The 26,198-nt window shown below is 49.0% G+C and carries 18 protein-coding genes; 5 read left to right on the top strand and 13 right to left on the bottom strand.

Features of this window, described 5'->3' with window-relative positions; translation table 11 throughout:
* Positions 1-27 precede the first annotated feature (27 nt).
* From BLT02_RS08390 to BLT02_RS08380, 3 genes are all read right to left on the bottom strand, one after another.
* On the bottom strand, positions 28-1,848 hold the full coding sequence (locus BLT02_RS08390; RefSeq protein ID WP_207649394.1) for a glycoside hydrolase family 13 protein: 1,821 nt from the start codon (positions 1,846-1,848) through the stop codon (positions 28-30).
* A 61-nt stretch (positions 1,849-1,909) separates the two neighbouring features.
* Entirely contained in the window at positions 1,910-3,022 is a 1,113-nt protein-coding gene (locus tag BLT02_RS08385) for a P1 family peptidase (protein ID WP_092993890.1), read from the bottom strand.
* Positions 3,023-3,199: 177 nt separating this feature from the next.
* Positions 3,200-4,492: a CaiB/BaiF CoA transferase family protein gene (locus BLT02_RS08380; RefSeq protein WP_175453754.1), complete on the bottom strand. Its 1,293-nt coding sequence runs from the start codon at positions 4,490-4,492 to the stop codon at positions 3,200-3,202.
* Positions 4,493-4,974: 482 nt separating this feature from the next.
* On the opposite strand from BLT02_RS08380, the gene BLT02_RS08375 reads away from it, so the two are divergent.
* Both BLT02_RS08375 and BLT02_RS08370 read left to right on the top strand, forming a co-directional pair.
* The gene (locus BLT02_RS08375; protein ID WP_092993696.1) at positions 4,975-7,869 is read left to right on the top strand and encodes a glycoside hydrolase family 88 protein; all 2,895 of its coding nucleotides are present in this window, start codon (positions 4,975-4,977) and stop codon (positions 7,867-7,869) included.
* Positions 7,870-7,994: 125 nt separating this feature from the next.
* Positions 7,995-9,203 (top strand): midas domain-containing protein, encoded by a 1,209-nt coding sequence (locus tag BLT02_RS08370; protein ID WP_139187491.1) that lies wholly within the window; start codon positions 7,995-7,997, stop codon positions 9,201-9,203.
* Between the two features lie 263 nt (positions 9,204-9,466).
* Here the strand turns inward: BLT02_RS08370 and BLT02_RS08365 are convergent, their stop codons facing one another.
* From BLT02_RS08365 to BLT02_RS08345, 5 genes are all read right to left on the bottom strand, one after another.
* Positions 9,467-10,477, bottom strand: coding sequence for an asparaginase (locus BLT02_RS08365; RefSeq protein ID WP_092993887.1), 1,011 nt, complete (start codon positions 10,475-10,477; stop codon positions 9,467-9,469).
* 53 nt (positions 10,478-10,530) lie between these two features.
* Entirely contained in the window at positions 10,531-10,731 is a 201-nt protein-coding gene (locus BLT02_RS08360; protein ID WP_092993690.1) for a hypothetical protein, read from the bottom strand.
* Positions 10,732-10,820: 89 nt separating this feature from the next.
* Complete coding sequence (locus BLT02_RS17140) at positions 10,821-11,810, bottom strand: YpsA SLOG family protein (RefSeq protein ID WP_175453753.1); 990 nt, start codon at positions 11,808-11,810, stop codon at positions 10,821-10,823.
* A 163-nt stretch (positions 11,811-11,973) separates the two neighbouring features.
* Entirely contained in the window at positions 11,974-12,453 is a 480-nt protein-coding gene (locus BLT02_RS08350) for a hypothetical protein (RefSeq protein ID WP_092993687.1), read from the bottom strand.
* 155 nt (positions 12,454-12,608) lie between these two features.
* Complete coding sequence (locus tag BLT02_RS08345) at positions 12,609-13,400, bottom strand: DUF1295 domain-containing protein (RefSeq protein ID WP_092993684.1); 792 nt, start codon at positions 13,398-13,400, stop codon at positions 12,609-12,611.
* A gap of 493 nt (positions 13,401-13,893) precedes the next feature.
* On the opposite strand from BLT02_RS08345, the gene BLT02_RS08340 reads away from it, so the two are divergent.
* Positions 13,894-17,220 carry an insulinase family protein gene (locus BLT02_RS08340; protein WP_175453752.1) on the top strand — a complete coding sequence of 1,109 codons (3,327 nt, stop codon included), beginning with the start codon at positions 13,894-13,896 and terminating at the stop codon, positions 17,218-17,220.
* 308 nt (positions 17,221-17,528) lie between these two features.
* Here the strand turns inward: BLT02_RS08340 and BLT02_RS08330 are convergent, their stop codons facing one another.
* Positions 17,529-18,074, bottom strand: coding sequence for an AAA family ATPase (locus BLT02_RS08330; protein WP_092993675.1), 546 nt, complete (start codon positions 18,072-18,074; stop codon positions 17,529-17,531).
* Between the two features lie 363 nt (positions 18,075-18,437).
* On the opposite strand from BLT02_RS08330, the gene BLT02_RS08325 reads away from it, so the two are divergent.
* Both BLT02_RS08325 and BLT02_RS17135 read left to right on the top strand, forming a co-directional pair.
* Positions 18,438-19,493, top strand: a complete 1,056-nt coding sequence (locus BLT02_RS08325) for a tetratricopeptide repeat protein (RefSeq protein ID WP_092993672.1) — start codon at positions 18,438-18,440, stop codon at positions 19,491-19,493.
* Positions 19,494-19,669: 176 nt separating this feature from the next.
* Positions 19,670-20,776, top strand: a complete 1,107-nt coding sequence (locus BLT02_RS17135) for a hypothetical protein (RefSeq protein ID WP_175453751.1) — start codon at positions 19,670-19,672, stop codon at positions 20,774-20,776.
* 463 nt (positions 20,777-21,239) lie between these two features.
* Here the strand turns inward: BLT02_RS17135 and BLT02_RS08310 are convergent, their stop codons facing one another.
* The 4 genes from BLT02_RS08310 to BLT02_RS08295 all read right to left on the bottom strand — a co-directional run bounded on the left by BLT02_RS08310 (position 21,240) and on the right by BLT02_RS08295 (position 25,849).
* Positions 21,240-22,031 (bottom strand): class I SAM-dependent methyltransferase, encoded by a 792-nt coding sequence (locus tag BLT02_RS08310; RefSeq protein ID WP_092993663.1) that lies wholly within the window; start codon positions 22,029-22,031, stop codon positions 21,240-21,242.
* Positions 22,032-22,187: 156 nt separating this feature from the next.
* Complete coding sequence (locus BLT02_RS08305; protein ID WP_092993660.1) at positions 22,188-23,114, bottom strand: alpha/beta hydrolase family protein; 927 nt, start codon at positions 23,112-23,114, stop codon at positions 22,188-22,190.
* A 228-nt stretch (positions 23,115-23,342) separates the two neighbouring features.
* Positions 23,343-24,512, bottom strand: a complete 1,170-nt coding sequence (locus BLT02_RS08300) for a Gfo/Idh/MocA family protein (RefSeq protein WP_092993657.1) — start codon at positions 24,510-24,512, stop codon at positions 23,343-23,345.
* Between the two features lie 116 nt (positions 24,513-24,628).
* Positions 24,629-25,849, bottom strand: a complete 1,221-nt coding sequence (locus BLT02_RS08295) for a hypothetical protein (protein ID WP_092993654.1) — start codon at positions 25,847-25,849, stop codon at positions 24,629-24,631.
* Positions 25,850-26,198: the final 349 nt, after the last annotated feature.

Genomic DNA, 26,198 nt, shown 5'->3' with positions numbered 1-26,198 from the left:
GTCCCCGCAGTCTCCCCCGCAGACTTCTCAGTTCACTTTAATTACCTGCGCTTCATAAGGGCGAAGCGTTCCCGCGGCAGCTTCTGAATCTTCATAACTGCTCATGAGGATCTCAGGAGATGTATTATCCGACAGTCCGGCCTGTACCTGATCAAAAGTCACATTTTGTCCGGTGAAGTTTACGGCGATCAGGAGTTTGTCCGCGCCATCTTCACGCGTAAACGCATAAATCTCTTTGCTGTCCCTGAACAGTTCTTCATAGGCGCCTTCAATCAGCGCGGGGGTGTCTGCCCGAAGCTCAGCGAGCTTCCGGTACCAGGACAGAACAGAACCGGGATCTTCCTGCTCTGTTTCCGCGTTCACCTTCTCATAGTTCTCATGGACCGGCAGCCAGGGAGTCCCGGTAGTGAAGCCTGCCTGCTCACTGCTGCTCCACTGCATAGGCGTCCTGGCATTGTCCCGGCTGAAGCGATGGACAAATTCCATTGCCTCTTTCTCAGAATATCCCTCGGCCAGAGCTGTCTGATACTGGGAATAGGAATTCAGGTCATTGTACTGTTCAATGGTATCCCAATCCACATTCCTCATGCCCAGCTCCTGGCCCTGATAGATAAAAGGGGTCCCTCTGAGCGTCATTAAGACCGTTCCCATGGCCTTTCCTGCGAGAACCGGATCCGCATCTTCCGGGAAATAATGATCTATGGAACGGGGCTTATCATGATTTTCGAAGAATACAGGATACCATCCGTTGTTTTTTGTGGCCTCCTGACTGTCGGTCAGCGCCTTCTTCAGATCAGAAAGCGACCAGTCTTTTGCCTTGCACCAGACCTCAGCTCCCGAAAACTCCAGATTCACGTGGCTGAATTCAAAGATCATGTCAAACACGCCGTTTTCACCGACCCATTTCGACAACTGATCCGCAGCTACCCCGTTGGCCTCGCCTACGGTGAAGATATCTTTCCCCTCGGCCACCTTCTCCTTGAATTCATGCAGATAATCCAGGATCCCGTCCGTATTCGCGGTCATATCGTGGATACTCACCCTGCCGTCCTTATCGTCAGGCGTACCATCGGAGAAATCTGCCGGCTTCTTGATGTAGGGAATAGCATCCATGCGGAAACCGCCGACACCCTTGTCCAGCCAGAAATTGGCCACATCATAGAGCGCCTGTCTCACCTTTGGATTTTCCCAGTTCAGGTCCGGCTGCGCCGACGCAAAGGTATGCAGATAATACTGCTGCCGGGCTTCGCACCAGGTCCAGGCAGACCCGCCGAAGATACTCCTCCAGTTATTCGGCTCACTGCCATCCGGCTTCCCATCACGCCAGATATACCAGTCGCTGTAGTCATTCTCCTTCCCCTTTGCGGACTCCTTAAACCACTCGCACTGATCAGAAGTATGATTGAAGACCAGATCCATGACAATACGGACCCCCTTTTCACCCGCTTCACTGATCAGACGATCCATATCCTCCATACTTCCATAGCGCGGATTGATCTTATAATAATCCGCCACATCATAACCATTGTCCACCATAGGGGATTCATAAACCGGCGTAAGCCATACAGCACCCACGCCCAGCTTCTCCAGATGATCCAGCCTCTGACGGATCCCGTTCAGATCACCATAACCATCCCCATCCGAATCCTGAAAACTATTGACATAAACCTCATAAGCATTGACCTTCTGCCACCATGCCATTTCCTTCCCATCCGTATCTGACACCTGGCCCATTTCATCCCTTTCCGTACCTGACGTCTGGCCCGTTTCGTTTACCTCCGCTCCGCGGACGAACACAGGCACAGCAAGGATAACGGCCAGCAGAAGCGCTGTTATTCTTTTCCTCAACAATTCTTTTCCCTCCTGTTCAAATTGCCGGTCTTCCTTGTTCCCGAATCACTCTTCCGGATCATTGTCCCAGATCGGAAGCCGCCGGCAGTCCGTAAGCACTCTCCGAATTATACACTGAGCGGAGCAGGGCTTCGCTGACCACTTCAGCCGCCAGTGAACCTACAAGATCCTGGTCGGCATTGACGTTTCCGACAGAAACCGCGTAAATGCTGTCTCCGTCCGCAGACGTGTGGACCGGATTAATGGACCTTGCATATCCGTTGTGGGCCAGTCCGGCGATCTTGCAGAGCTGAGGCTTGGAAAACTCTGCGTTCGTAACTACGACCGCCAGCGTCGTATTCCCTGTAAATTTGTTCTCCCTGGCCTCAATGGAAGCACTCATGTAATCCATGGTACTGCGCAGGCCTGTTTTATCCTCTGTCAAAAGACCGGCGACCTGTTGGCCTGTCCTCCAGTCGTAAATATCTCCAAGCGCATTCACTACTACGATGGCTCCGATTTTCAGATCTCCGATCTGCACGGCATAGCTTCCGATGCCCGTCTTCATGGCGTAGTCCATTCCTGCTATCTTTCCGACAGAAGCCCCGCATCCAACACCGTAGTTTCCGTCCTGATAGTTTGGCGCTTCGAAAGCATATTTGGCTGCCTGATATCCCATATCCGCGTCAGGACGGACTGCCCCGTCTCCTACAGACAGATCAAAGATATCGGACTGGGCCACAAGAGGTACGAGCGCGACACCCGTATCATATCCAATTCCATGTTCCTCAAGATAGGACATGACACCGTTTGCCGTCCCGAGGCCATAAGCACTGCCCCCCGACAACACAATCGCATGAATAAACTGCGCTGAAGTGAGGGGATCAAGCAGCTGGCTTTCGCGCGATGCGGGCCCTCCGCCGCGGATATCCAGACCTGCTCTCATTCCATCCCTGCAGACCAGTACGGTGCATCCCGTCCCTGCTTCCTTATCTTCCATCTGCCCGATCATAAGAGGTTCAAGATCCGTGATCGGAATCTCCACACCTGCCACCGGAGTGCGCTCCTCTTCAGCCGCAGCAGTGGTCTCTATGACTGCAGATTCGCTTCCGGTGCTGCTCTGACTTGCCCCGAATGTCTCAGTAGACAACAGCAATGTTAACACTAATCCAATTGCGATTGCTCTTTTCATCGTGACATCCTCCCTTCCGTTATTGTTAAAAAACATACCCTGGTCTTTGCCTTATTAAAAAAACCATGCAGCTCCTAAAGGGAGATCCCATCATTTCAACAGTCTCCTGTGAAGCCTGCAGCCCCGCAAAATTGAAGCCTGCGGCCCCGTAAAAGTAAAGACTGCGTTCCCATAAAATCAGGTCATTTCGGCAATCTCTTCAGGGCTGTAACCAAGCGACTGCAGGATCTGCTCCGTGTGATAACCTTCCGGATATCCCGCATGGTCGTAGCGGGGAGGACAGGCTGAAAGATTCATGGGACACCCCATTTGTGTGATACGGATCCCGCCCGCTTCACCTGAACCGGATCCATCAGAAGCATTGGAGGCACCGCCTGAACAGGAACTATCGCTGGCACTGGATGAGGCATCGCCTGAACAGGAACTATCATTGGCACCGGATGAGGCAGAGGAGCCTGAGACCGGAACCTCAACAGACGGCCACATGCCGCGCTGCACCAGGTGTTCATCCTTTGAGACTTCCTCCAGATCCATGACGGGTTCAACACAGGCATCGAGGTCCTCGAAAACTGCTGTCCACTCGTCCCGTGTCTTTGTTTTAAAAACCTCGCGGAAAGTCTTTTTGACCATCCCGGTGTCTGTTTTCAGAATTTTCCCATCCTTCCACTCCGGATGCCCAAGTCCGACACAAAGAGCTGCGAAAAATTTGGGTTCCAGGGAGCCGACTCCCATAAACCTGCCGTCAGAGGTCTCGTAAAAATCATAGATGCCGCCGCCGTTCAGCATACCGCTTTCCCGCATGGGCATGGGGCCGCCCGCGAAATAACTCGCACCGTCCATGGAGTTAAAAGGAATAACACTGTCCTGCATGGAGACATCGATAAACTGTCCTTCACCTGTGCGTTCGCGATAAATGATGGCCGCGAGAATACCGGAAACTGCGTTCATGGAGCCGCCGGCCACGTCCGCGATCTGGAAGTTATAGAGACCGGGGCCGCCTGCCTTCCTTCCGGCAGCCCATGCGATGCCTGACCGGGACAGGTAGTTGATGTCGTGGCCTGCCTTCATCGCAAAGGGGCCGCTTTGTCCATAGCCTGTGATCGCACAGTAGATCAGACGGGGATTGACTTTGCGCAGCTCTTCATAGCCAACACCGAGCTTATCCATAACGCCGGGCCGGAACTGCTCGACGACAATGTCATATTCCATGACCAGTTTTTTGACCGCCTCCACAGCCGCAGGTTTTTTTAAATTCAGGAATATAGTCTTCTTGTTGCGGCCCAGCCAGGCCTGCGCGCCGGTCACCTGAGCGCTTTCGATCACAGGCGGCCAGTTGACCACCAGATCATATTTATCCCGCCCGCTCACCTTGAGAACCTCCGCCCCCAGATCTGCCAGCGTCATCGTGGCATAAGGCCCGGGAAGAAGGGTCGTAAAATCAAGTATTTTGAAGCCGTCTAAAGCGCCCATAAAAAATCTCCTTTCCGTCTTCCGCCATGCATTTACTTTTTCTTTGATCCGTGTACGTTTTCCACTGCACATGTGTGAAAGTATGAATAAACAGCGCATCCAGGCGTACCTCTGCCGGATCCGTCTTATTGTAATTCTCCATAGTGATATTTTTCTCCTTTATAAAAGATTATTAAAATAGTTTCATACCGCGGGTCCTGAATGAAAGTTCAACATCACTGTCAGCCGACGATGGATGATGATACAATAATTATGATGATAAAATAATAATGAATTTCATAGTCATTTTCAATATTCCTGCGGGTATTCTTCGCTTGCGAGTCCTGCAGGGTTTCTGTATAATTTTGTTGAGGAACTCTAAACCAGTAAGAGTAAGAAACGTTACACACAGGATCAGGCGCTGACAGAAGACTTTCAGTGCAGAATGTATGGTTTTTAAAAGCGCCGTTTGGTTTTAACCAGGAAAGTCAGGAAGGTGTCCCATGTATAAAAAAAATCTCTTTACTATCCTCGCAAGACCTCTTTTTACCAGAGTGATCATTCTGATGCTGCTGATCGTGCTGCCGGCTTCATTACTGTCCGGGGCTTTTTCGCTGTCTGTTTTCGCTGATGAAATCTCAGATGGATCGGAGGGCGGATTCCCTGAAGGATTTGATTATGAGTTTTCCGAAGGATCCGGGGATGAAAACGGCGATGTTTTCTCTGTTGGATCCGGGGATGAAAACGGTGATGTTTTCTCTGTTGAATCCGGGGATGAGAACAGCGATGTTTTCTCTGCTGAATCCGGGGATGAAAACATCAATGAGTTCTCTGGCGGATCAGAAGAGGATGTTTCTGATGAGTCCGTCTTCGAATCCGCAAAAGATGCGGGAAATGGCAGTGGTGAAGGTACCACCAGTACCGCGTCCGACGTTACAGCTGAAAATGCCGGGCATGTTGCTTCTCTGGCCAGTTATCTTATGAATACTACAGTAGATAAATCTGCGAGAAATGGTGGATTTCCGTGGGATTCAGAGCAAAAACAAAGGAGTTGGACCTATTATAACGGTATCATGATGGATGCCTTCCTGATGCTGGATTTCGATACCTATTTTGAAGATGTGAACAATTTCTATCAATACAACATAACCGAATCGGGGCAGGTGGATTCTACTGATGCCCTGGAAAACTCTTACAGAGAAGACGAACTTGATTCCATCCCGCCCGCACGGGCTCTTTTTGACCTGCTCCGTAATAAAGAGGGAGAGCTCCCGCCTGATTGCGACCAAAAATATAAGAAGCTGATCATCAATATTTACAATATCATGCGTAAATTCGAGACAATACCGGACGCAGGAAACAACTTTAAACATAAAATGGGAAACGAAAACTGGGAAACTTACCAGTTCGCCCTGGATGGTCTTTATATGGCTCTGCCGTTTTTTATGGAGGTTGCAAACGCCCTGGACAACGGTAATTTTCAGTCCGGGGACTTTGTGAACAGCTCCCCTCCTAATCCTCCTGACCAGAATCAAATCTACAAAGAAGTCGCCGAGCGCATGTTATGGGTAGGAGAAAATCTTTACGACTCGTACAGTTGCCTCTACTACCATGGCTGGGGGCCGCAAGCTGGACCGAATCAGCAGTACTGGCTCCGTGCCGTTGGCTGGTACGCTGCCGCGCTGGCGGATATCATAAGCATGATGCCTGATGGCGAAGATGACGGAAGTAACGAAGAGCTCCATTCGTATAAAAATTCGCTCATCGAAAACGAAAAAAAGCTCTTTGACGGCATGATGAAGTATCAGGATTCTGACACAGGAATGTGGTACAACGTCATCAACTTCGGTCGGGAGCTGACAGGCAGCACCGGCAACAAAAACAGGCTCGAGACCTCCGGTTCCGCGCTGATGGCCTATGCCATGATGAAGTCCTATGTCGAAGGTTATGTCGGCGATGAGTATGGTGAAGCCGGTCTCCGCGCCTTCAACGGTGTCGTAATGAACGATCTGGAAATAAGCGGCGGTGAGTATTTCCTTCATAATGTGTATCAATCCTCCGGTGTGGAAACAAGTCCGGAAGGATATCTGAAAAAACCTTATGTGGATAATGAAGCCAAGGGCGTCGGTCCTCTGATTATGGCCTCAACCTATGCCGAAGAAGCCGCCCGGATCCACAATAACCCTGAAAGTTATACGCTCTCCGGGACAGAGGACAAGACTCTTCTGCTGAATGAAGTGCCCGACTTTTCAAATGTTGAGCTTTCCCTTCATTTTGATAATGGATCAGATCGCCTGATCACAAAGGACGAACTCATCTTTGAAGAAAGTGAAGATTATGATCCTGCAGAGCCCGGCACCTATACAGTGACTGTGTCTTATAACGGCATAGAATACGGGACGATCAATGTGACCTTCGAACTGCCTCAGCCCACATTCGAAAGATTCGCAAGATTCGAAAGCCATTCCCTGGTCCTGACCGGTGAGATCGGCGTCAATTTCTATATGAACCTGCCTGGAGATCCGGCTTATTATGAGGACAGCTACATGACGTTCAGCTGCACCGGGCTGGATGCGGATCCTGTTCCTCTGAATCCAGACTATATGAATGACTCCGGATGGTATATTTTTACCTGTTACGTCAATACACTTCAGATGGCTGAAGAGATCACTGCTGTTTTCCACTACGGGGAAGACAATGCTAAGACAGTGGAGGATACCTACTCGGTACTGGAGTATCTAAATATGGCGAACGATTTATACGCGGAGGATGAGACTTCATTTCCACAGGAAGCGGCACAAGCTGCAAGTGCGCTAAAAGAATATGGTTATTTTGCGCAGCAGTATCTCTCCCGGATACATGGTTTTTCTTTGGGCGAAGGCGGTAAATACACAGAAATACCAGAGTTGGGCTATGCTCCCTATAATCAGAATGATCTAGATACTGCCCTGAATGGAAAAGAAGATCGCTTATGCACCGTGGAACCGGGAAAGAACGTTGAAGCCCTTGCCGGATTATCCTACTCTCTTGTGCTTGACTCCGACACAACAGTCAACATCTATTATCGCCTGAACGATGAAAATGAAGACTATCTTTCCTATTCTTTTCATGGGGAAAACTTCGAACCACAGGATTTCTCCGATACTGCAGAGAAGCTGTCCGACGGCAGATACCTGATCTCTGTCAGGAACATCCCTGCACACTTGCTTGATGATGGATTTTCAATAACAATCGGCGGTGATCTGGTCGAACTTCATTTAAGAGCTGTTTCCTATGCATTTGATGTTTTAAGCAAAGACAGTTATCCGAATGATATGAAATTTGCCATGCTTTCGATTATTAAATACTGTGAAGACGTTAAAAAATACAGGGATTTTCTTCAAAACTCCACGCATTAACATCTAAAGATTTATAATTGTCTCTATACACCAAAACACTAAGCGGAAGGTAAAAAAGTCCTGTGAAAAGCAGAAAACACAGAGTTTCCATAAACAGGCGGAAACTGACCCGAAAAAAAATATGTTTGCTCATATATCTGGCAGCAGTTCTCTTCGTCTTTATCCTTCTGGGTTTCCTCATTCGCAGGGACATTTCTGAAACAGCAAAGGCAGTGCCAGAAACGGAACCTGCAATATCCGCTGGTGCGAACCAGGCCGGATCCCGGGCTGCCGGAAATGAAAAAATCGAACCTTCAGAGCAGGGCGGCCCGGTGCAGGCTGCAGACCACCTCGCAGCGAGTGGTCCAGATGGGGGCGTTCCCGAAACCAGCAGAGCGGAACAGACTGGTGAACAGAGTAATGCCGGAACAGACGGAGCGGATCACGGAGCGGATCAGGCCGGAGGACAGGACAATGCCATAACCGGCGGAGCAGAACAGACCAAAGAACAGGAAGCAGCCCTAAGTGATGCCGGAACAGGCGGAGTCGAACAGATGGAAGGGCAGAACGATCCCGACAGCGATGAAGAAAGCCCATCTACGGATGAAGACATTTCCGAATATTACGAAATGCCACAGACAGCCCGGTATCAAGATCCTGTTAATGTTCCTGAAGAACCGGAACAGGCGGATGATCCACAAAGTGATGATATAGAAGGGGAACCACAGGCCCCCCCCGAAAACAATAGTGACATCGAATGGTCAGACAACATCAATAATAATGACACCAGGCCACATTTCTCAACGTGGGAGGAGCTGCTGGCTGATCTGGAGCTCCCGGATATCGAAATTCCGATTCCCTGGCTCCGCAGGGACACAGAGAATGGACAGGACGACACAAACGCTCCGGAAGCACAAAGCGGCGCCGGTCAGATAGAAGACACGCCGGACGGCAGTGATTCTTCAAATCAGTCTCAGAATCTCCCTGATCCGGGAGAGGACGCATGGGATGAGGGAGGACAGGGAAACGATTCGCAGGATTCCGATCCATCCCTGTGGCCGGACCTTCCATCCGATGAGGATCAGCAGTTCTCACAGGATCCCTCCGGGGATGATCAGACAGATCCCGGCGCAGACACGGAATTCAGCACAGACCAGGATTCCTCGGAAGATCCTTCAGTAAGCTTTGCGGATGATCCCTATGAGGAGACTCCCGGCGGATCAGACCAGGATCCCTCACAGGATCCTTCCGACAATGGAAGTATAGAACAGCCGTCGGAATCTGACGGAGATAATACCTCATATCCGAACAAATATAATGGTACCTTCCTTCCGGAAATACCGGAAATACCGTAAATACCGCAAATACCGTAAATACCGTAAATATCGTAAATGCAACACAAGGGGACTGCTGAAGTATGTCGGTTTTTGCCTGACACACTTCAGCAGTCCCCTGTATTAAGAGTGTTTTCGCAGTGACTGTTGGGGATTCTGCCGTTGAGCAGACTGCGGCTGCAGCAACCGGTTTTGAGGAAACAGAGCAGACCGGAAAAGGGATGGCAACAGTTGCTGGCATCCCGCTCTCTGGTAGCTGCGATTCCCTCCAGTTTTGTAGCAGTCTACACATTTCTGGGAGGGATAGAGACTTCGCCGCACAGGTTCAGCAGGAAGTATTCCCTTATTTCCAGAGGATTATCTGTCTGTCCCAGCACCCACATCAGCTTGGTCACTGCCGCCTCAGACGTCATATCATATGCCTGCAGTGCTCCTGCCTCAAGCGCGAGCCGGCCGGTCTCGTATACTTCGAGGCTGCTCCCCTCGAATCGGCATTGTGTACCGACGAGGACGGTGCAGCCCTGTTCTGTCAGTCTGCTGATCCCGCTGATGAAGTCATGTCGCAGAAAAGGCATGCCTCCCAATCCGAATGCTTCTATAAAAAAGGCTCGGTAGCCGTTTTCAGCATACATCTGGAGTACTTCCCTGTGAATGCCCGGAAACAGCTTGATCACCGCCACATCCGGACAGTAGCGGTCCTGCAGGCGGAAAATGCCGTTTTTCTTCGGCAGCATATGGGTATTGATCTTCATCCCGATGGAACTGATCTCCGCGACATTATCACAGTTAATACTGTCAAAAGCATCAAAACTCAGGGAACGCACCTTGGATGTCCTGCATCCCAGCATCACTTTTCTGTTAAAGGCCACAAATACTCCCGGGCATCCGCTCTGCGCCATGTAGATTGCGCATCGCAGGTTCTCCATCGCATCCGCTACCGGGTTGGAGATCGACAGCTGACTGCCGGTGATCACGATCGGAATGCGGATATTCTGGAGCATAAAGGACAGCATGGATGACGTATACGCCAGGGTGTCAGTGCCGTGAATTACAACCATCCCGTCATAGTTATCCCGCTGCTGGCTGATCACCTGTGCAAGCCGCACCCAGTCCTCCGGAAAAATATTGGCACTGTCCAGTGAAGAGAACTCCTGTGTGATCAGTTCCGCTTCTCCTGCCACCACGTGGAGCTCACGCAGCATGGAGTCCGTCGTAAGCCCCGGAGTCAGTCCATGCTCCTTTGCGACCGAAGACAGCGTACCTCCTGTATTGATAATCAAGACTTTTTTATTCACGACAATCACAACCCTCTTTCTTGCAGCACGTCTTCTCCTCCTTGATCCGCTCCCTATCTCTTATAATCTGCTGCGACATCCATAAATTGACGTTTTCCTGAAATATAGTCCTCAAAGGCGTACTCTGCATCATGACCATGAAAAACCTTGCACAGTCCGCACATATCGCAGTCCGCAATACAGGGGTATCTCTTTCTTATATATTCTCTCCGCTCTTCGACAGTTGAAAATGCAATATCAGGTGCATTAACCATTGATATTCCTCCCGGGAACCCCTGTGTGTCAAGATAGTTGTCATTGAAAATCGAAAATCGATTTTTGTAACAGCTTTCAAGAAATGCTGCTAACGATGCTGCAATGAATCCAGAACCCGGGACAGTATTTCTGTCGTTATCTGATATACCTCCGGACATTCGCTTGCTCTGGGGCCTCCCACACAAAGATCAAGGTTATCCGGCAATGTGTTCAGCCATGCAACAATCTCCGGCACATCTTCCAATCCCTGGGCAGTAAACATGGGCTTCTTCAACAGAATCCCCTCCTGTATCCCGACCTCGGTTCCTATGGACTCACCTGAGCCTTTCGGTATAATCGTCAGAATGGCATCTGTATACCGTATATTCCATTTGGTCCTCTGAGAGGTCTCGGAGGAAGGAGTTTCCCTGAGCTCCGGATATTTCTCTAAAAGCCCCGGCGGGGAAGGAAAATCCTCTGCCCAGCCTCCCAGAGGACACCAGCCGCAGATCCTGATTCCATATTTCCCTGCCATATCAAGAGCAGCCCTGTCAGCTCCGGTCTGCCCGCCGCTGCGGATGCATTTGATCTTATTCACTATACTATTATACGCTGCATCTCTTTCCTGAACAGATAATCTTTCCGGAACAGGAAAACTTTCCTGAATAGATAATCTTTCCGGAACAGGAAATAACATGGCAATATTGATGATGTGGGCGATGTTCTGTTCTCCGGCAAAGCGCTCCCGATTGGTAAAATCCTCTGTAAGCGGAAGCCAGAGCAGTGGATTCTTTTCTTCTCTCAACTCAACGTCATTCTCCAGTTTTCCCACAAACATTTCCAGTATAAAAGCCTGATGATAATAGGTGATATCCATCAAGCGGAACAGTCGAATCTCCTTTTGAGAGATTCCTGTTTCCTCCTCCAGTTCGCGGTAAGCCGCGTCTTCGGATGCTTCTCCCTCTTCCACCTTGCCGCCGACAAAATTAAGACGCCCGGCAAAAGGATCTTTCCTGCGTCTGCAGAAAAGGACCTTGTCCTTTGTCTTATTGAAAACAACAATGCAGTTCATGTGGAGGAAGCTGTCAACTTTCTTCATCTTTCGTGTTGTCCTTTTATTCGATTTGATCATGTGAACCACTGCAGAACCGTCCCCTTCGTATATTCAGAACCGTCCCCTTTGTAACCGTTGCTGTTACATTCCACACCCTCTCGAAGGAGTGGATATGTAACGTCTGAAATCAACTAAGATCGACAAATGCTTATTTTTCCCGGATCACTTCCAGTTTCATCCGGCGGAAAGGCTCCGTATACCTTTTCAAGCGCTCAAGATCCGGGTTGATTTTCATCTGTATCGTGAAAGCATCCCTGGCAGCTATTGTGCCCAGAAACGAGATCATCTGCAGTACCACTATATCCAGCAGTTTAGCCAGCCAAAACCCTAAAACACTGAGTGCTGCGCCGATGAGATAAGCAACGCGCATTCTCCTGCGGTTTGTCATAATCTGATAATCAATTCTTTTCTGTTCTCTGTCCACGGCATCAACAAGTGACTGTTTTGCTCTTTCCGCATCGAAGGGTTCGCTGCAGAGAATCTGAATCGTATCATGGAGCTCAGGCTGGGCCTCGATTTCAATGCAAAATGTCTTCAGATAAGCATATACATCTTCGCTTATTCTCATATTGGATGGATCCAGTGAATTATAAAAATCGGATTCCTTTTCTACCCGCAGTCTGATCATTCTGGTCTCCTTTAAATGTCATTTCTGATCAACTGATATTAAAGCCAAACCTGTATATTCTGTAGCATACAGGTCAACAGGCTGCTGCACTTGTTATCTGAACCGCATCATCCCTCTTGAATTCCAATGGATAAATTAGTCGTTAAGTAACAGAATTACGCTACAAGGAAAGTATATTTCTTCACGCTGTAGAGCGGAACAAAGGGAAGAAGGATCGGAACCGTTTTAATATATTTCAGATACTCAGAATCCAGTGCGTAGTTACGGTCCTGGCGGATTTCCAGGCGGCGGGTACCACTGAACATGATATAGACAATCAGAATAAAGCCCAAAACGGAAACAGCCCACTGAAGGGTCCCGTGCAGAGAGCCGATCCCGGAGACCAGAACACCAGCCCAGAGAATCAGTTCTCCCAGATAATTGGGGCAGCGCACGATCCGGTAAAGACCGGTGTCCACAAAGCGATATGGATTCTTTTTCTTGGCAGCGGATTTTTGCATGTCAGCAGCCATTTCCAGGCAAATGCCGAAGGCCATGATGATCAGCCCCGCGATAACAGTGCCGCTTGTGCCGTCCCCGTTTTTCAGACGGAAAAAGACCGGTGAGACCTCCAGGGTATAGAGCAGAGCGCAGCTGATCCAGATAGACACCTTGGGTACCATACCCATCTGCCGGCTGCGGGTCATCTCAGGATTGAGGACTTTTTTATAGGCCTGACTTTTCATCTCACGGATGAGCAGATAGCCGCCCAGACGGATGCCGTAGACCATAAAGAGCAGACACTGCAGCGCTGTTCCCCAGGTAAGTGATTCCCTGAACAGGAAGAGCATGACTGCACCAATCGCGGCAATCGAAAAGCCGTATCCCAATGAAAAAAAATAGATATACATGTAGAATCCGCAGGCACTAAAAATGATAGCTGTCAAAAGAATAATGAGATACTGCATCACGATGAATTCTCCTTTCTGTCAACTTTTCACCCAGTCTGTACGATTTATCAACTCAGATCATCACGGTTTTACCCACACCAGCAGTTGTCAATGTTATCATACCTAATTATATACTAATAGTAAGTGTGCTGTGTGAAAAATGGTTCGTATCCAACATCATGTCATCTCTTTTATATGATACGATCTCAAAGGTGATACAATCTCAAAGGAGTTAATCGCAGCATATCTCCAAATATCCCCTTTTGACTTTTCTACGTGTCACTGTAACACCTTTTCCTATGGGTATGTCTGGCTATGCATGTACAGGGCCATGGCCCCGCTCGCGCGGCAGGGGCGGCATGACCGAATCCCAGGCATCCCAGATCATATTATAGCTGATGTCAAGGGGCTGACAATTGGTTATTCATTCCCGTTCATCTTGAATTACTGCTTTCCGGATGTATAATTTTAAATAGATGCGATAGGGAAATGATATGACATAGAGGGCAGCTTGAAGACAGGCAGCATGCCTGCGGCGGAGCAGGCAGACAGCTATACAACAAGCGGTGTCATATCCATGATACAGGGACTGCATTATAAGCAGGTTAATGGAAGGGACGAGCCTATGCTTCAGAATAATAAACCCAATAATAAACTCAATAACAAACTCAATAATAAACTCAATAACAAACTCAATAATAAACTCAATAACAAACTCAATAATAAACTCAATAATAAACTCGATCTGAAAAAACGTTTATTCCCCATGCTGCTGGTGCTGGCGCTGCTGTCGGGATCTGTTCCCGGGGCTTTGCCCGCGGCCGCCGAAACACCTGACGGCAATGCGGCGTCTGATACCGCAGCCACGGAAACGCCTGACGGCAATGCGGCGTCTGAAACCGCTGCCGGGGAGGACACTGCCAGCCTCCCGCAGGTCGGACAGGTGGTAAAGGGGTTTGAAGCAGTGGAAACACGAGACTATCCTCTGATGGACGCCACAGCCGTACGATTTGTGCACCAAAAGACAGGGGCGGAGCTATACTACATCGCCAACGACGATACGAACCGGGTATTTGATCTGACGTTCTTTACAGAAACCCTTGATAAGACAGGCCTTCCGCATGTTTTTGAGCATGCCGTCCTGTCTGGTTCCGAGAAGTATCCATCCACGCAGCTGTTTTTCAATCTGAAGCACCAGACTTACAACACCTACATGAACGCTCTCACCTACTCGGGTTATACCACCTATCCGGTGGCGAGCCTGTCAGAGGCACAGCTTTTAAAATATGCGGATTTTTACGTCGACAGCTGCTTCCATCCGATTATATTGAAAAACGAAAAGATATTCCGTACCGAGGCCTGGCGCTATCGCCTGGATAACGCGGATGCCCCGCTTACGATCGAGGGTACTGTGTACACCGAGATGCTTGGAATGCGGACACTGGAGACAAATGCCTTTAACAATGCCGTGCGGGCAATGTTCCCCGGTTCAAAGACGTGCAATGAACAAGGAGGCGACCCGGATTTCATCCCCGATATGACCTGGGAGATGCTCAAGGATTACCATGCCAGATATTACCACCCCTCCAACTGCGCCGCTTACCTGTATGGCCGGTTTGAGGACTATGCCGCGTTCCTGGAGCTCCTTGACGGTTATTTTTCCGCCTATGAAAAGAAGGAATTCTCTTTTACAGACAGCAGCTATGACCCCATCACCGAACCGGTCGTCCTGTCGCTCCCCTTCCCCCTGGAACAGGGAAGCAATACCGAGAATGCCTCTGTCATCATCTATGGTTTTGTTTGTCCGGGCCTCAGAAATGACCTGGAACAGGAGCTGGTCATAAACACAATGACAGATCTTTTTGCCGACGGCGCGTCCGGCCTCCAGCAGTCCTTCCGTGATGCTCTGCCCTACGGGACTCTTGAATCTCACATTGTGACAATGGGACCGGAGGATGCTGTTACTTTCATTGCCAAAAATGTCAATCCCGAAGATGCGGAAGTATTCCGGGAAATTGTGGACAAAGCGATTGCCGATGTGGCTGAAAACGGATTTCCCGCCGATCAGGTGGACGCCGTGATGGCCTCTTTAGAAACATCGGCTCTGCTGACCCGGGAGTCCGGCGACCTTGTTGAAGATAAGATCCTGCCGATCATCGAATACAAAGTCTATTCCGGAGATCCCTGGAATTACCTGGATTACCAGGACGGTCTGTTCCAGATGGATAAGTGGAATGCGCAGGGACTGTATAAAAAAGCTGTCTGCGACTGGCTGGCTGACAGCCGGACAACTGCCCTGGTAACAACCTGGCCCGAGCCGGGTTCCAGGGAAATCAAAGACGCAGAGTCAGCTGAAAAACTGGCGGCTGTCAAAGAAGGAATGACTGAGGAAGAGATCGCCGAAATCGTGGCTTCTTCCAACGCAGCTCCCGAGACGGAGGATACCAGCGACATGGTCGCCGGCCTGCAGGCTGTAACGGTGGAGTCCCTGCCGGAAGACTGGAAGCTTTATGAAGTCAGCGACGAGACCGGCGAGGATGGGATCCGCCATATTGACGCTGCGGCAAACATAGAGGACATCGGGAAAGTCAACCTGCTCCTGGATACCTCTGGTTTTGGCCGGGAGGACATCCACTGGCTGACCCTGTACACCGACCTGGTCACTGCATTGGAGACAGATTCCCATTCGAAAGGGGATCTGGCGGGGATGATCAGCCGGTACTTATATAATTACAGAATCCTCGCATCCGCCTGGCAGGACGGCAAAGACGGCGTTCATCCCTGGCTGCAGCTTTCCTGGATTTCGATGGATGATGACCTGGAAGAGGGCTATGACCTTATGAGGGAGATCCTCTTTGGGACCAGGTTCGACGACCCCGTAAAGATTCTGGAGCAGGTCCGGGCTATCAGGGCGGGCATGAAGAGCGACATTGCCGACGACCCTGAAGAACTGATGCTTAACCGCGCATTCGCCCGCGATTCACAGCGCATGCGCTACAACTCCTTCGCACAGGGTCTGGAATATTATGAGTTTCTCGGCCGCACGCAAAAACAGCTTCAGGACGAGCCCGAAGCCGTGACAACGAAGCTGAAGGAGATCCAGAACAGGCTTAACAACAGGACAAATGCCGTGGCCATGTTTGCGGGAAACGAGAACAGCATCGCTCTGAACCGGCAGCTGGCGGACAGTTTCCTTGCTTCTCTGGATGCGCGTAAGATCGAGCAGGCCGAATACGATCTGCCGCTGCCCGAAATGAATGAGGCTCTGGTAATCGACAGCAGCGTGCAGTACAACATGCTGTCTGCCAGTTACAGAGCTTTAGGGCAGAATGGCCACGAGGGCGGAATGGACGTCCTGGCCGGCCTGGTGACGGATGTCATTCTGACTCCGTTGCTGCGCGACCAGTATGGCGTGTATTCACCCAATTGCACGGTTTACATCTCTGATGACGGGGGCATGTTCATTTATACCTATCGGGATCCGAATATCGCTGAGACATTCCGGGTACTTGACGGTTTACCCGAAATGATCGCCGGCAGCGGGATCGACCAGGAAACCCTGGACGGTTATATCCTCAAGTCTTATGCCTATTATGCCATGCCGCAAGGCGAACTCTCCGGCGCGGTCAACGCGGCGGAGGCAGTGCTGAAGGGCAGACCTCAGGATGAATCAGTAACCAGTATGCGCCAGCTCAAACAGCTTAACCTTGAGAAGCTGGCTGATTATACAGGGCTGCTTGAGAAGTTCTCCGAAACCGGAGCAGTCCGCACCGCTGGCGGCGCTGCTGCCATTAACGCCGAAGCGGGCAGGTACGACAAGATTTTAAACCCGTTTTAGGGCAAAACAGGGGAAACAGGGGGACGGTCCTTTCGGTTCTGTCCCCCTGTTCCCCCCGGTCTCCAACTAGACGTTTTAGGGGGACGGTCCTTTCAGTCCTGTCCCCCTGTTCCCCCGGTCTCCGGCAAGATCCGCAATTTCTTTTTCAAAATATTGTTTTAGTTCGGTATCGGTTATACCGCATAACCCCGCATACTGCTTTGAAAGGGAAATGTCCGTCAACTGGTTCAGATCACTGAAAATACTGACTTTATGGAACTTTGAGACTCCAGTGATAAAAATAAACTGTATATATTCATCGTAGCTCTTCAGTATACTGAAAACCCTGTAAAAACCTCCTTGTTATGTTCCTGCAGCTCCGGTTTTTCCACAACAGCCAAAAGCGGCTTATCATATTCATCTACAAGAATCACACAGCGAAGTCCGGTTTTCTCCCGGGCTGTTATTAAAAGCTTTTGAAATCTTTCTCCAGGAGTATTGTGATCATTAACAGATGCAAACTTCTCTTCCCATCTCTGAAGCTGAAACTCCAAAGCACGCTCCAGGGATCCTTTTTCCTGATAATTTACTCCGTTAAAATCAAAATAGAATACCGGATGAGCTTTCCAGGCATCTGCATTTCCTTCTTCCAGTTTTTCAATGGCAAGCCCCGAAAACAGATCTTTCTTTCCTTCCCAATATGCTTTCAATGTGTTCAAAAGAAGACTCTTTCCAAACCTTCTGGGCCTGCTCAGGAAAAAAGGTACATTATCGTGGACCAGCCGAAAAATATATTCTGTTTTATCTACATACAGGAAATTTTCTTCTCTGAGTTTCTGAAACCCCTGGATTCCAAGCGGAAGTTTTCTCCCCATTATCGACGTCTCCTTCAGTTCCCCTTTTTTTCAAGGTTTTTTTCTCCTGATACACAATGGGCAGCATCACGCAGGCACATGGACAGCCTGTATTTTTTATTTGAATCTTATCATAAAACAGTATCTTATCAAATGCTGGTGGTTTGATTAAGCCCCTCAGGAGCGTTGTTGTGTTTCCGCCTGAAGGCGGGGTATGTCAGCCCGCTGAATTCAGACAAAAATCCCCACGCAGAAAAATGGGACGGAAATAAAAAACCGTCCCCGAGAGTGGGCTCTCAGCCCACCAATTAGATCCTGAATGTTTTTATTATATCCGTATAGAATCTCTTTTCTAAATATTCATCATGGGAGGAAAAACAAATTATGAAAAAAAGAATATGTGCATCCCTGTGTATGCTGCTGATAGCTGCTGTGATTTTAACCGGCTGCGGAAAAGGCGGGGATTACAAGAAGGCCATGTCCATGTATGAGAACGGCCAGTTCGAAGAGGCTGCCGAAAAGTTCACAGAGCTGGGAGACTACGAAAACAGTCAGGACATGGTCATGACCTGCAGGTATGAAGCGGCCAGGACTTTGTTTGATGCCGGTAAGTATGAGGAGGCAAAAAAAGCCTTTGCAGAGCTGGGTGATTATGAAAACAGCGCAAATTACGTGAGCGAATGTGATTATAATACGGCATCCTCATTGCTCGAAGCAGGCGATTATGAGGGCGCAATTGCTATTTTCGAGTCAATCCCCGATTTTAAAGATTCTCAGGAAAAGATCCGTTCTGCCAATAAGGAGCTGATGATCCAGAAATATGGCCCTGTGCTGCAGGCACTCAATGGAAAGACTTGGCTTTTCAATGGAGGTTCCAATACGATTCTGAACAAAATCAGCTTTACAGACGAGGAAGCTGAAATTGCCCAGGTTTCTTATGACGGAAACGGAAAGCATGACAACGGAAGCAACACCTTCGCCTTTACTGTCGATGACAAAAAAATCCTCATCACCATGGCTGACGGTTCTGAGATGGAGATCCCTTACACACTGGAGGGGGACTCGATCAAACTTGAAAAAGACAAGTATTTCACCATTGAGGAAATCGATGAGGGGATTCAGGGCTACTGGAATGTTCGATCAACATTCAGAGACTTGTTAGGGAAGAATTCGTCCAGTGAGCACACCATCTATTTTAACGATGGTAAAGTAATATCCGAAAGTGCTACTGGAGCCACAGGAGGAGCCCCCGGCGAGTACAACTACTTTGGCCCCGAGACAGGCAGCTATACGCTTAACTTCGGCGGCATTAACACAGAAATGCGTCACGGTAACAATTGGTTTTTCAACATAATCGACGGAAAAGTGGCAACTCTGCACTATGACAAAGTCTGTTCTCCTTATGATCACTTGCCCGGAGAAAACGGATACAACTTCTAAGAACATGTTTTATACAGGGCATAATGTTAAGGGCTTATTAAAAAGGCTTATTGTAAAGGCTCATTGCAAGAAAGCTCTTTGAAAAAAACTCTTTAAAAAATGTTCTTTGAAAAAAACTCTTTAAAAAAATGCTCTTTGTAAAAATGCTCTTTGTAAAAATGAGGAGAAAAGAGAAGATGAAAAGGAAGGCACTCAAACTATTATCCCTTTGTGCTGTGATCATATTCCTCCTGACGGCATGCGGAAACAGTACGACAGGTAAAAACACAGCTTCCTCCGGCAGGCCTACTGCAGATTCACCAAACATTGAAGCAGAAGGCATTGGCAAAAATACATCAAATACATCATTTTCAGAGAATTCGCAGGATGCGCAGACAGATCCGGATGATCAGAAAGGCGCTGAAGGATATGACATTCTGGGCGGACAGCTGTGGGAAGTCAGCGGCGTGCTTGTCAGGAACAAAGTCGTTGACGTCCACGATAACAAAGACCTCGAGAGCTTCTATCGCGCAACTTATCTGAGCTTTGGCTCCGACGGACGCTTCATCTACCTGGACACGATCCCCAAAGGCGGTACTTATGCGCCGTATGAAACGGACGATGAATACGACTGTTTCCTGCTGAAAACAGACACAATCTATCAATATGATGCCGATAAGAATAAACTCGTCGAAATAGAATCCGGAACAAAAAAGCCCTACATTATCTACATCCTGGATGATAATACCTTTGAATTCGTTGAATTTGATCCTATGACCGGAAGAGCAAAAGCGAATGAGATCCCCTTATTTTTTGTGAAATCGCAGGAAGAAAGCCCCTACATCCAGAATCACAAAACAGAGATTGCCCATATCAGCGGAAACAGTGCAAACAGTGCAAACAGCACCGACAGCAGAAACGTAAGCGGTGCGAACAGCGCCGGCAACAACACTGACCTCGACAACAATGACCGCAGCAGCACTGACGGAGACAACAGTTCCTACCAGTCTATCCTTGATACATATACTGAAAAGATGGAAAAGGCAGTACCGGGTCTGGTAAGCCAATACCGCTCCGAAGCCTCCGGCGTTTCCGATATCGGAAAACTTGCTGAAATATGCAACGACAAAGTCGGAAAACTTGCCGAGATATGCAACGAGGGCGTCGGAAAAATGGCAGAACTCATGAACTCCAGAGGAGACTCCTACAGCACATATGAAGGCTGGGCCGGCAAGCTCATGGATAATTACTCCGATATCGCCCAGGAGATCCAGGATGCCTATCTGGACTCCGCCATGAATTAGCGCATTAGAGATGATCTGGTGCGGACAGGCAATGATCACATCAAAACTCTTCTTTGGGAAATCAATCTGCCTCCTGCCCCTCCAAACAGAGTCCTCTGTCAAAGATCTGCTTGTAAACACATCCGGATAGATGTCTCTGTACTTTGCATAATCCCCGGAAGTTCTTCCCCAGTCAAAAGCTTTTCCGGCATCGATCCTGCTGTCTGTTATCAACATGCTTATGCAATATTGATCAGCTTATTAATATCCAGTTCCGGCTGCTTCTATTTAGAAGCAGCCTTTGTTTTTGCTTTACCTGTGCCTGATTGTGATGACATAATCATCTCCCTTGTCTCAAAATCACTGATATTTGTATATTAATTCTGGATTCCTGTTTCTGTTCTTTCAATTCAGGATCTGTTTCCATAGTCAAGGCTTAAATGAATTGTTTTCATTGGAATGTCAACAACATCCCAAATCTCTCTCACTTTTTTCGAAGTACTGTCAATGCTGCATAATGCAGCACTTCAAACTCTTCCGGCGCAATCTTATCCAGCAACGCCCTGTGCTCTTCATCCCATTTTTCCAGTTCTTCCTCATCTAAAGATGCACCCACTCCCCTGCACGCTTTCATCCGTCCATGCCAGGATTCCTTAGTGAATTGTACCATTATGTCATATTCCTCATGATCAGCCATTTCGAAGTACTCATAAGTAATATTGGGGATCCGGATAGGGTGCCTTGTCTCTCCGGCACCTGACCAGTCAGGGCTGTATTTTAATACAAGCTTCTCGCTTTTCCCGGCGATTTCATCTTCAAATGGCAACCAGGCCATATACAGGATCAACAGCCTGCCCTCCGGTTTTAATATCTCTGCGAGTTTTGGCACTACCTTTTCATGATCAAAGTACCAGAAACACTGGCAGGCAGTGATCACATCAAAACACTCCTTTGGGAAATCAATCTGCTCTGCAGGAATCGCCATGAAATCAATCTTCATATTCCCTGCTTCTGCCAAACGCCTTGCTGCTTCGATCTGTTCCGGAGAAATATCTGTTCCTGTCCAGTGCGCTCCATACCGATACATATTGCGGGGAAGAACACCGGTACCTGTTCCCAGGTCCAGGACCTCCTGTCCCTCTACACAGAGACCTCTGTCAACGATCTTCTTGTAAAACACATCCGGATAGATGTCTCTGTACTTTGCATAATCCCCGGAAGTTCTTCCCCAGTCAAAAGCTTTTCCGGCATCGATCCTGCTGTCTGTTATTAACATGCTTCCTCTCCATGGCTGACTGTTCATAAATCACATTTATCAGTTAAGCGAAAGAATATGTTGCTATCTTTTTACTTTCCTGACATTTTTCCTGAAGTACAATGCACCCTCTGGTATTCTCCATATTACCGTCAGGGTACGTCCCCTGTCCTGCGTTCACGCGCCCCTGATAAAGGCGGCAATATCTCCGATCACCTCTTCCGGGATATGCCGCTCGACCTTGTACTCTTTGGAGGCTTTCAGGATATCATCGTAGATTCCCTTGACGAAAAGATGGTTCAGGGCAGGATACAGTTTGAATCGAGTATTGGCCCTGCCGGCCAGGAGTTTTTTGAACATCCGGTAGTCCCGCCCGGCGAGCACCTGGAAATCCTTTCCACCCTGCAGGATTAAGGCCGGCTTTTCACTTGCCAGAAGATAATCGGCTGCTGTTCTCTGGCCCATCTCCTTGAAATAATAGAGTGTCAGATTTCCCGCGAACTTCTTTTTCTTTGCCTCTTCGTCGCTCAACTCGTAGAGTCCCCGGAATTTTTTGCGGTAAAACCTGTATTCCATCCTGATGATCCGTTTCAGGATCGATCTTCCGCGCCCGGCCTGTTTCAGCTGCCTGAGCACAATATCTTCCAGACGATAAGGTGTCCCGGCAATCATGATAAGGCCCTTTACGTCCGCGCCCTCCGCGTCGATCCTGGGTGCCAGCATGGCGCCCATGCTGTGGCCGAGAATGAAAATACGATTGCAGTCGATCCTGGGGTCGTTCTTTAACATATTAATGGCCAGAAGCGCATCTTCAATCGTCTCTTCCTTTACTGTGACCGTGAAGTTTTTCTGACGGATCAGTTTGAACCCATGCGCATAGGTGCGCTTATCGTAGCGGAGGGAAGCGACACCGTGCCCCGCGAGACCTTCCGCAAGATCCTTAAAGGGTTTCAGCTTCATCACCTTTTCGTCCATGTTGCTGGCACCGGAACCATGAACCATTACGACAGCCGGCACCGGCCCTGAAAGATCATCCGGAAGCGTCAGAAGGCCTTTCAGGGGATAGTCTGTTCCCGCCCCGACGGTTATTTTTTCACTATACATCGATCACCTCCAGATGACTTCCGGAATTCCTGTCAGATGCTTCCCCTTCATAATAAAAAAGTCTGGCCTAACTTATTCGCCTGTTTGAAACGCTTGTAATCAAAGACATCTATTACAGTTTTTCCTACACCCGCAAATGTCAAGGGCTGACGAGTACTTCCTCGATGCGGAAACATGGGGACAGAAACAAAAGGACCGTCCCTTGTTTTCACCTTGTTTTCAGGGAGGTCAGTCTCTCTGCGGCATTGCCTCGGGGCGTTCAAATGTAGTATTCACTTGTACGTACCGTTTTTCCTTTGCTGAGATCAGGATAGCTTCGCTGACCTCGAGCATGTGCAGGGCCATGGCTCCGCTCGCGCGGCAGGGACGGCCCTCCTCGATCGCATGCACGATGTCGATCAGACCGATCCCGCGGTCATTTGTAACGAAGCTGGTCGCAGCAAAGTCATGCTTTACCTCGGCGATCTCCCAGGGAATGTCCTCGTCGCCTTCATGCCGCGGCATGTTTTTCCAGCGGTAGGTCTCCGCATTCTTTACCAGAGTATCTCCGCCGAAAATATTGGGGCCCTGGTTAGGGTCCTCGTCAGCCATGACCAGCGTTGCCTTTGTACCATAGAGCTCCAGGCGCGGCATGACCGAATCCCAGGCATCCCAGATCATATTATAGCTGATGACCGCGCCGCTCCTGAATTTCAGGACTGCGGACAGGGAGGTCATAATATCCTGATCCACCTGCAGCATCTGTCCTTTCATGGGCTCGGAATAGATCATACGCTCCCTTTGCGGCTGGACGCCCATGGCACAGACAGATTCGACCGGCCCCAGCAGGGAGAGAAGGGCTGTCATATAATAAGGGCCGATATCCAGCACAGGACCGGCACCCTTCTGATAAAAGAAGGCCGGGCTCGGGTGATACCACTCCCAGCCATGCGAAACACAGTTAGCAGTTCCCGCAACGATCTGGCCGGTGACGCCTTCATCCATCAGTCTGCGGAAGGTCTGCAGGCGGGCACCCATAAAAGTGTCCGGCGCACAGCCCACATACAAGCCCTTTTCCGCTGCTGCTTTCATGATCTCCTGCCCTTCCGCAAACGTCGCGGCGAGCGGCTTCTCAGAATAAACATGCTTTCCGGCGCGCAGGGCGGTAATATTGTAGGAATAATGCGCCGCCGGAGTCGTGAGATTCAATACGAGATCCACCTCAGGATCCTGCAGGAGTTCGTCACCGGTCGCATAAGCTTTTCGGAAGCCGTACTCTTCCTTTTTGGCCTGTGCCTTCGCCGGCGTGCGGCAGGCACAGGCGTACAACTCCACGGCGTCCGGATACTTCTGCAGGTTTGATAAATAAGCGTGGGCAATATCTCCCAGACCGATCACTCCGATTCGCAATGCTTTCATCAGTAATATTTCCTCTCTCTACTTTTAAGTTAATAGCTGTCTTGCTGCCAGCCTCGCCATAGCCGTTCACACCGCCGCAGGTGCAGTCACATCTCCAGCGGTCTTATGGCAGTTCTTCAACACCCTGCTGCAGATGGAAGGGAAGTGATGATCTGTTTTCGCGTTTTTGCCGAATTATATTGATCCCTGAACGTTTTTTTGATACCGCCTCCAAACGAAAGCGGCATTGACGAGACCAGCCCGTCGGAAATGATGATCCCTCGATAGGGCAGGAGTGTGGCAACAATCATGATAGGGGGCTGCATGTAGAAGAACATTTCTTCCCAGCTGGACTTGATGCCTCGAACCTGATAAACGGTATTATCTTCAATGGAAATCAGGATCGATCCCTTTTTCAGGTGTCTTTCAAGAACAAATCGCCCGGAGACGCAGTTCTTCCATCCGGAAACAATACTCTTGTGTTCCGGGGAAAGTCCCGCACCGGGACCTGCCAGATACTCATCAATGAGAGTGACATCAGCCCAGAGTGCATCGGCAATATCCTTAACCTCTGCAGGATCCAGTTCCGGCTGCTGGTGCAGATCACGGAGCTCGTTAATATGACATCTTTCATTTACAAAATCAAGCAGGGGAAACCACAGATCATAATAGAGTGTGACGTCCTCCTCCGGCAGAACTGGCGCAGAATCGGTCAGAGGCGCCAGTACACTATCCGCATATTCTTTCACAGAAGAGGAAACAGCCTCTTCACTACCGGCAGAAGATGCAGAAAGCCAGCGCATTTCCCTCAATTCTTTTTCCAGCTGGTCAAAAAACCATTGCTCTTCCAGATTATAGCCTTTCACTGCATTTTCCAAACGGCCGCGGAACTGATCCGCAAGCAGGGTTCCTTCCTCAGAATCATCAATATTCTGGAAAACTTTGCCAATAGATTGGAGCATGCGGTCGGTACTACTGAACAAAGAGCTGGGAAGGCGGGTGTAATTGTTGATGATATCTATCCCATATTCCAGGCAGCAGAGCCTCAGATCTATAATGCCCTGTAAACTCGGTCCAGCCTTTTCAAAATCACTGATCACTTCTTTTGCGCGCGGCAGGTTCAACTTTGCTTTCCCCCTTTTTGTGTAGAAGCAATCTCGAAGGTTCTCTTTTACTTCTTTCAGAAGGGCTGATTCAAAGTCTGTGCCTTTTATTCGGATATTGAAATAATTGGCAGCTTCCGGGGAAGTAGTATACACACCCTCCAGAAGGGATGAGAGATCTTCTCTCGTATAACTTCGCAGTTCTTTTCGAAATTGCGCAGCAGTCAGTCTTTTCACCTTTATTGTTTTACCCATATCCACCTTTTTCCTTCAAAAATAGTTTATTTCCTGACATTTCCCCTGAAGTACAATGCAGCCTCAAACATGGGGGTCAAACATGGGGACGGTCCTTTTGTATCTGTCCACTTGCTCAATGAAACATGGCACAAACATGGGGACGGTCCTTTTGTTTCCGTCCCCTTGTTCATTCGAAAGGGATAACACCAAGGATCTTTTCTAATGATACTAACTACGTCATGAAATACATATAAATCATTAAACTATATACAAATATTTTAATATAATATGTATCCTTCACTGTTCAATGGAGATCACACCACATTTACCACAGCCGGGTGTAACGCGCACCCTCTATCCCATTGTA

It is taken from the genome of Sarcina sp. DSM 11001, from assembly GCF_900101015.1.
Lineage (GTDB): Bacteria > Bacillota > Clostridia > Lachnospirales > Lachnospiraceae > CAG-791.
The sequence above is the reverse complement of the archived record's forward strand: the minus strand, read 5'-3'. Positions and strand labels throughout refer to the sequence as shown.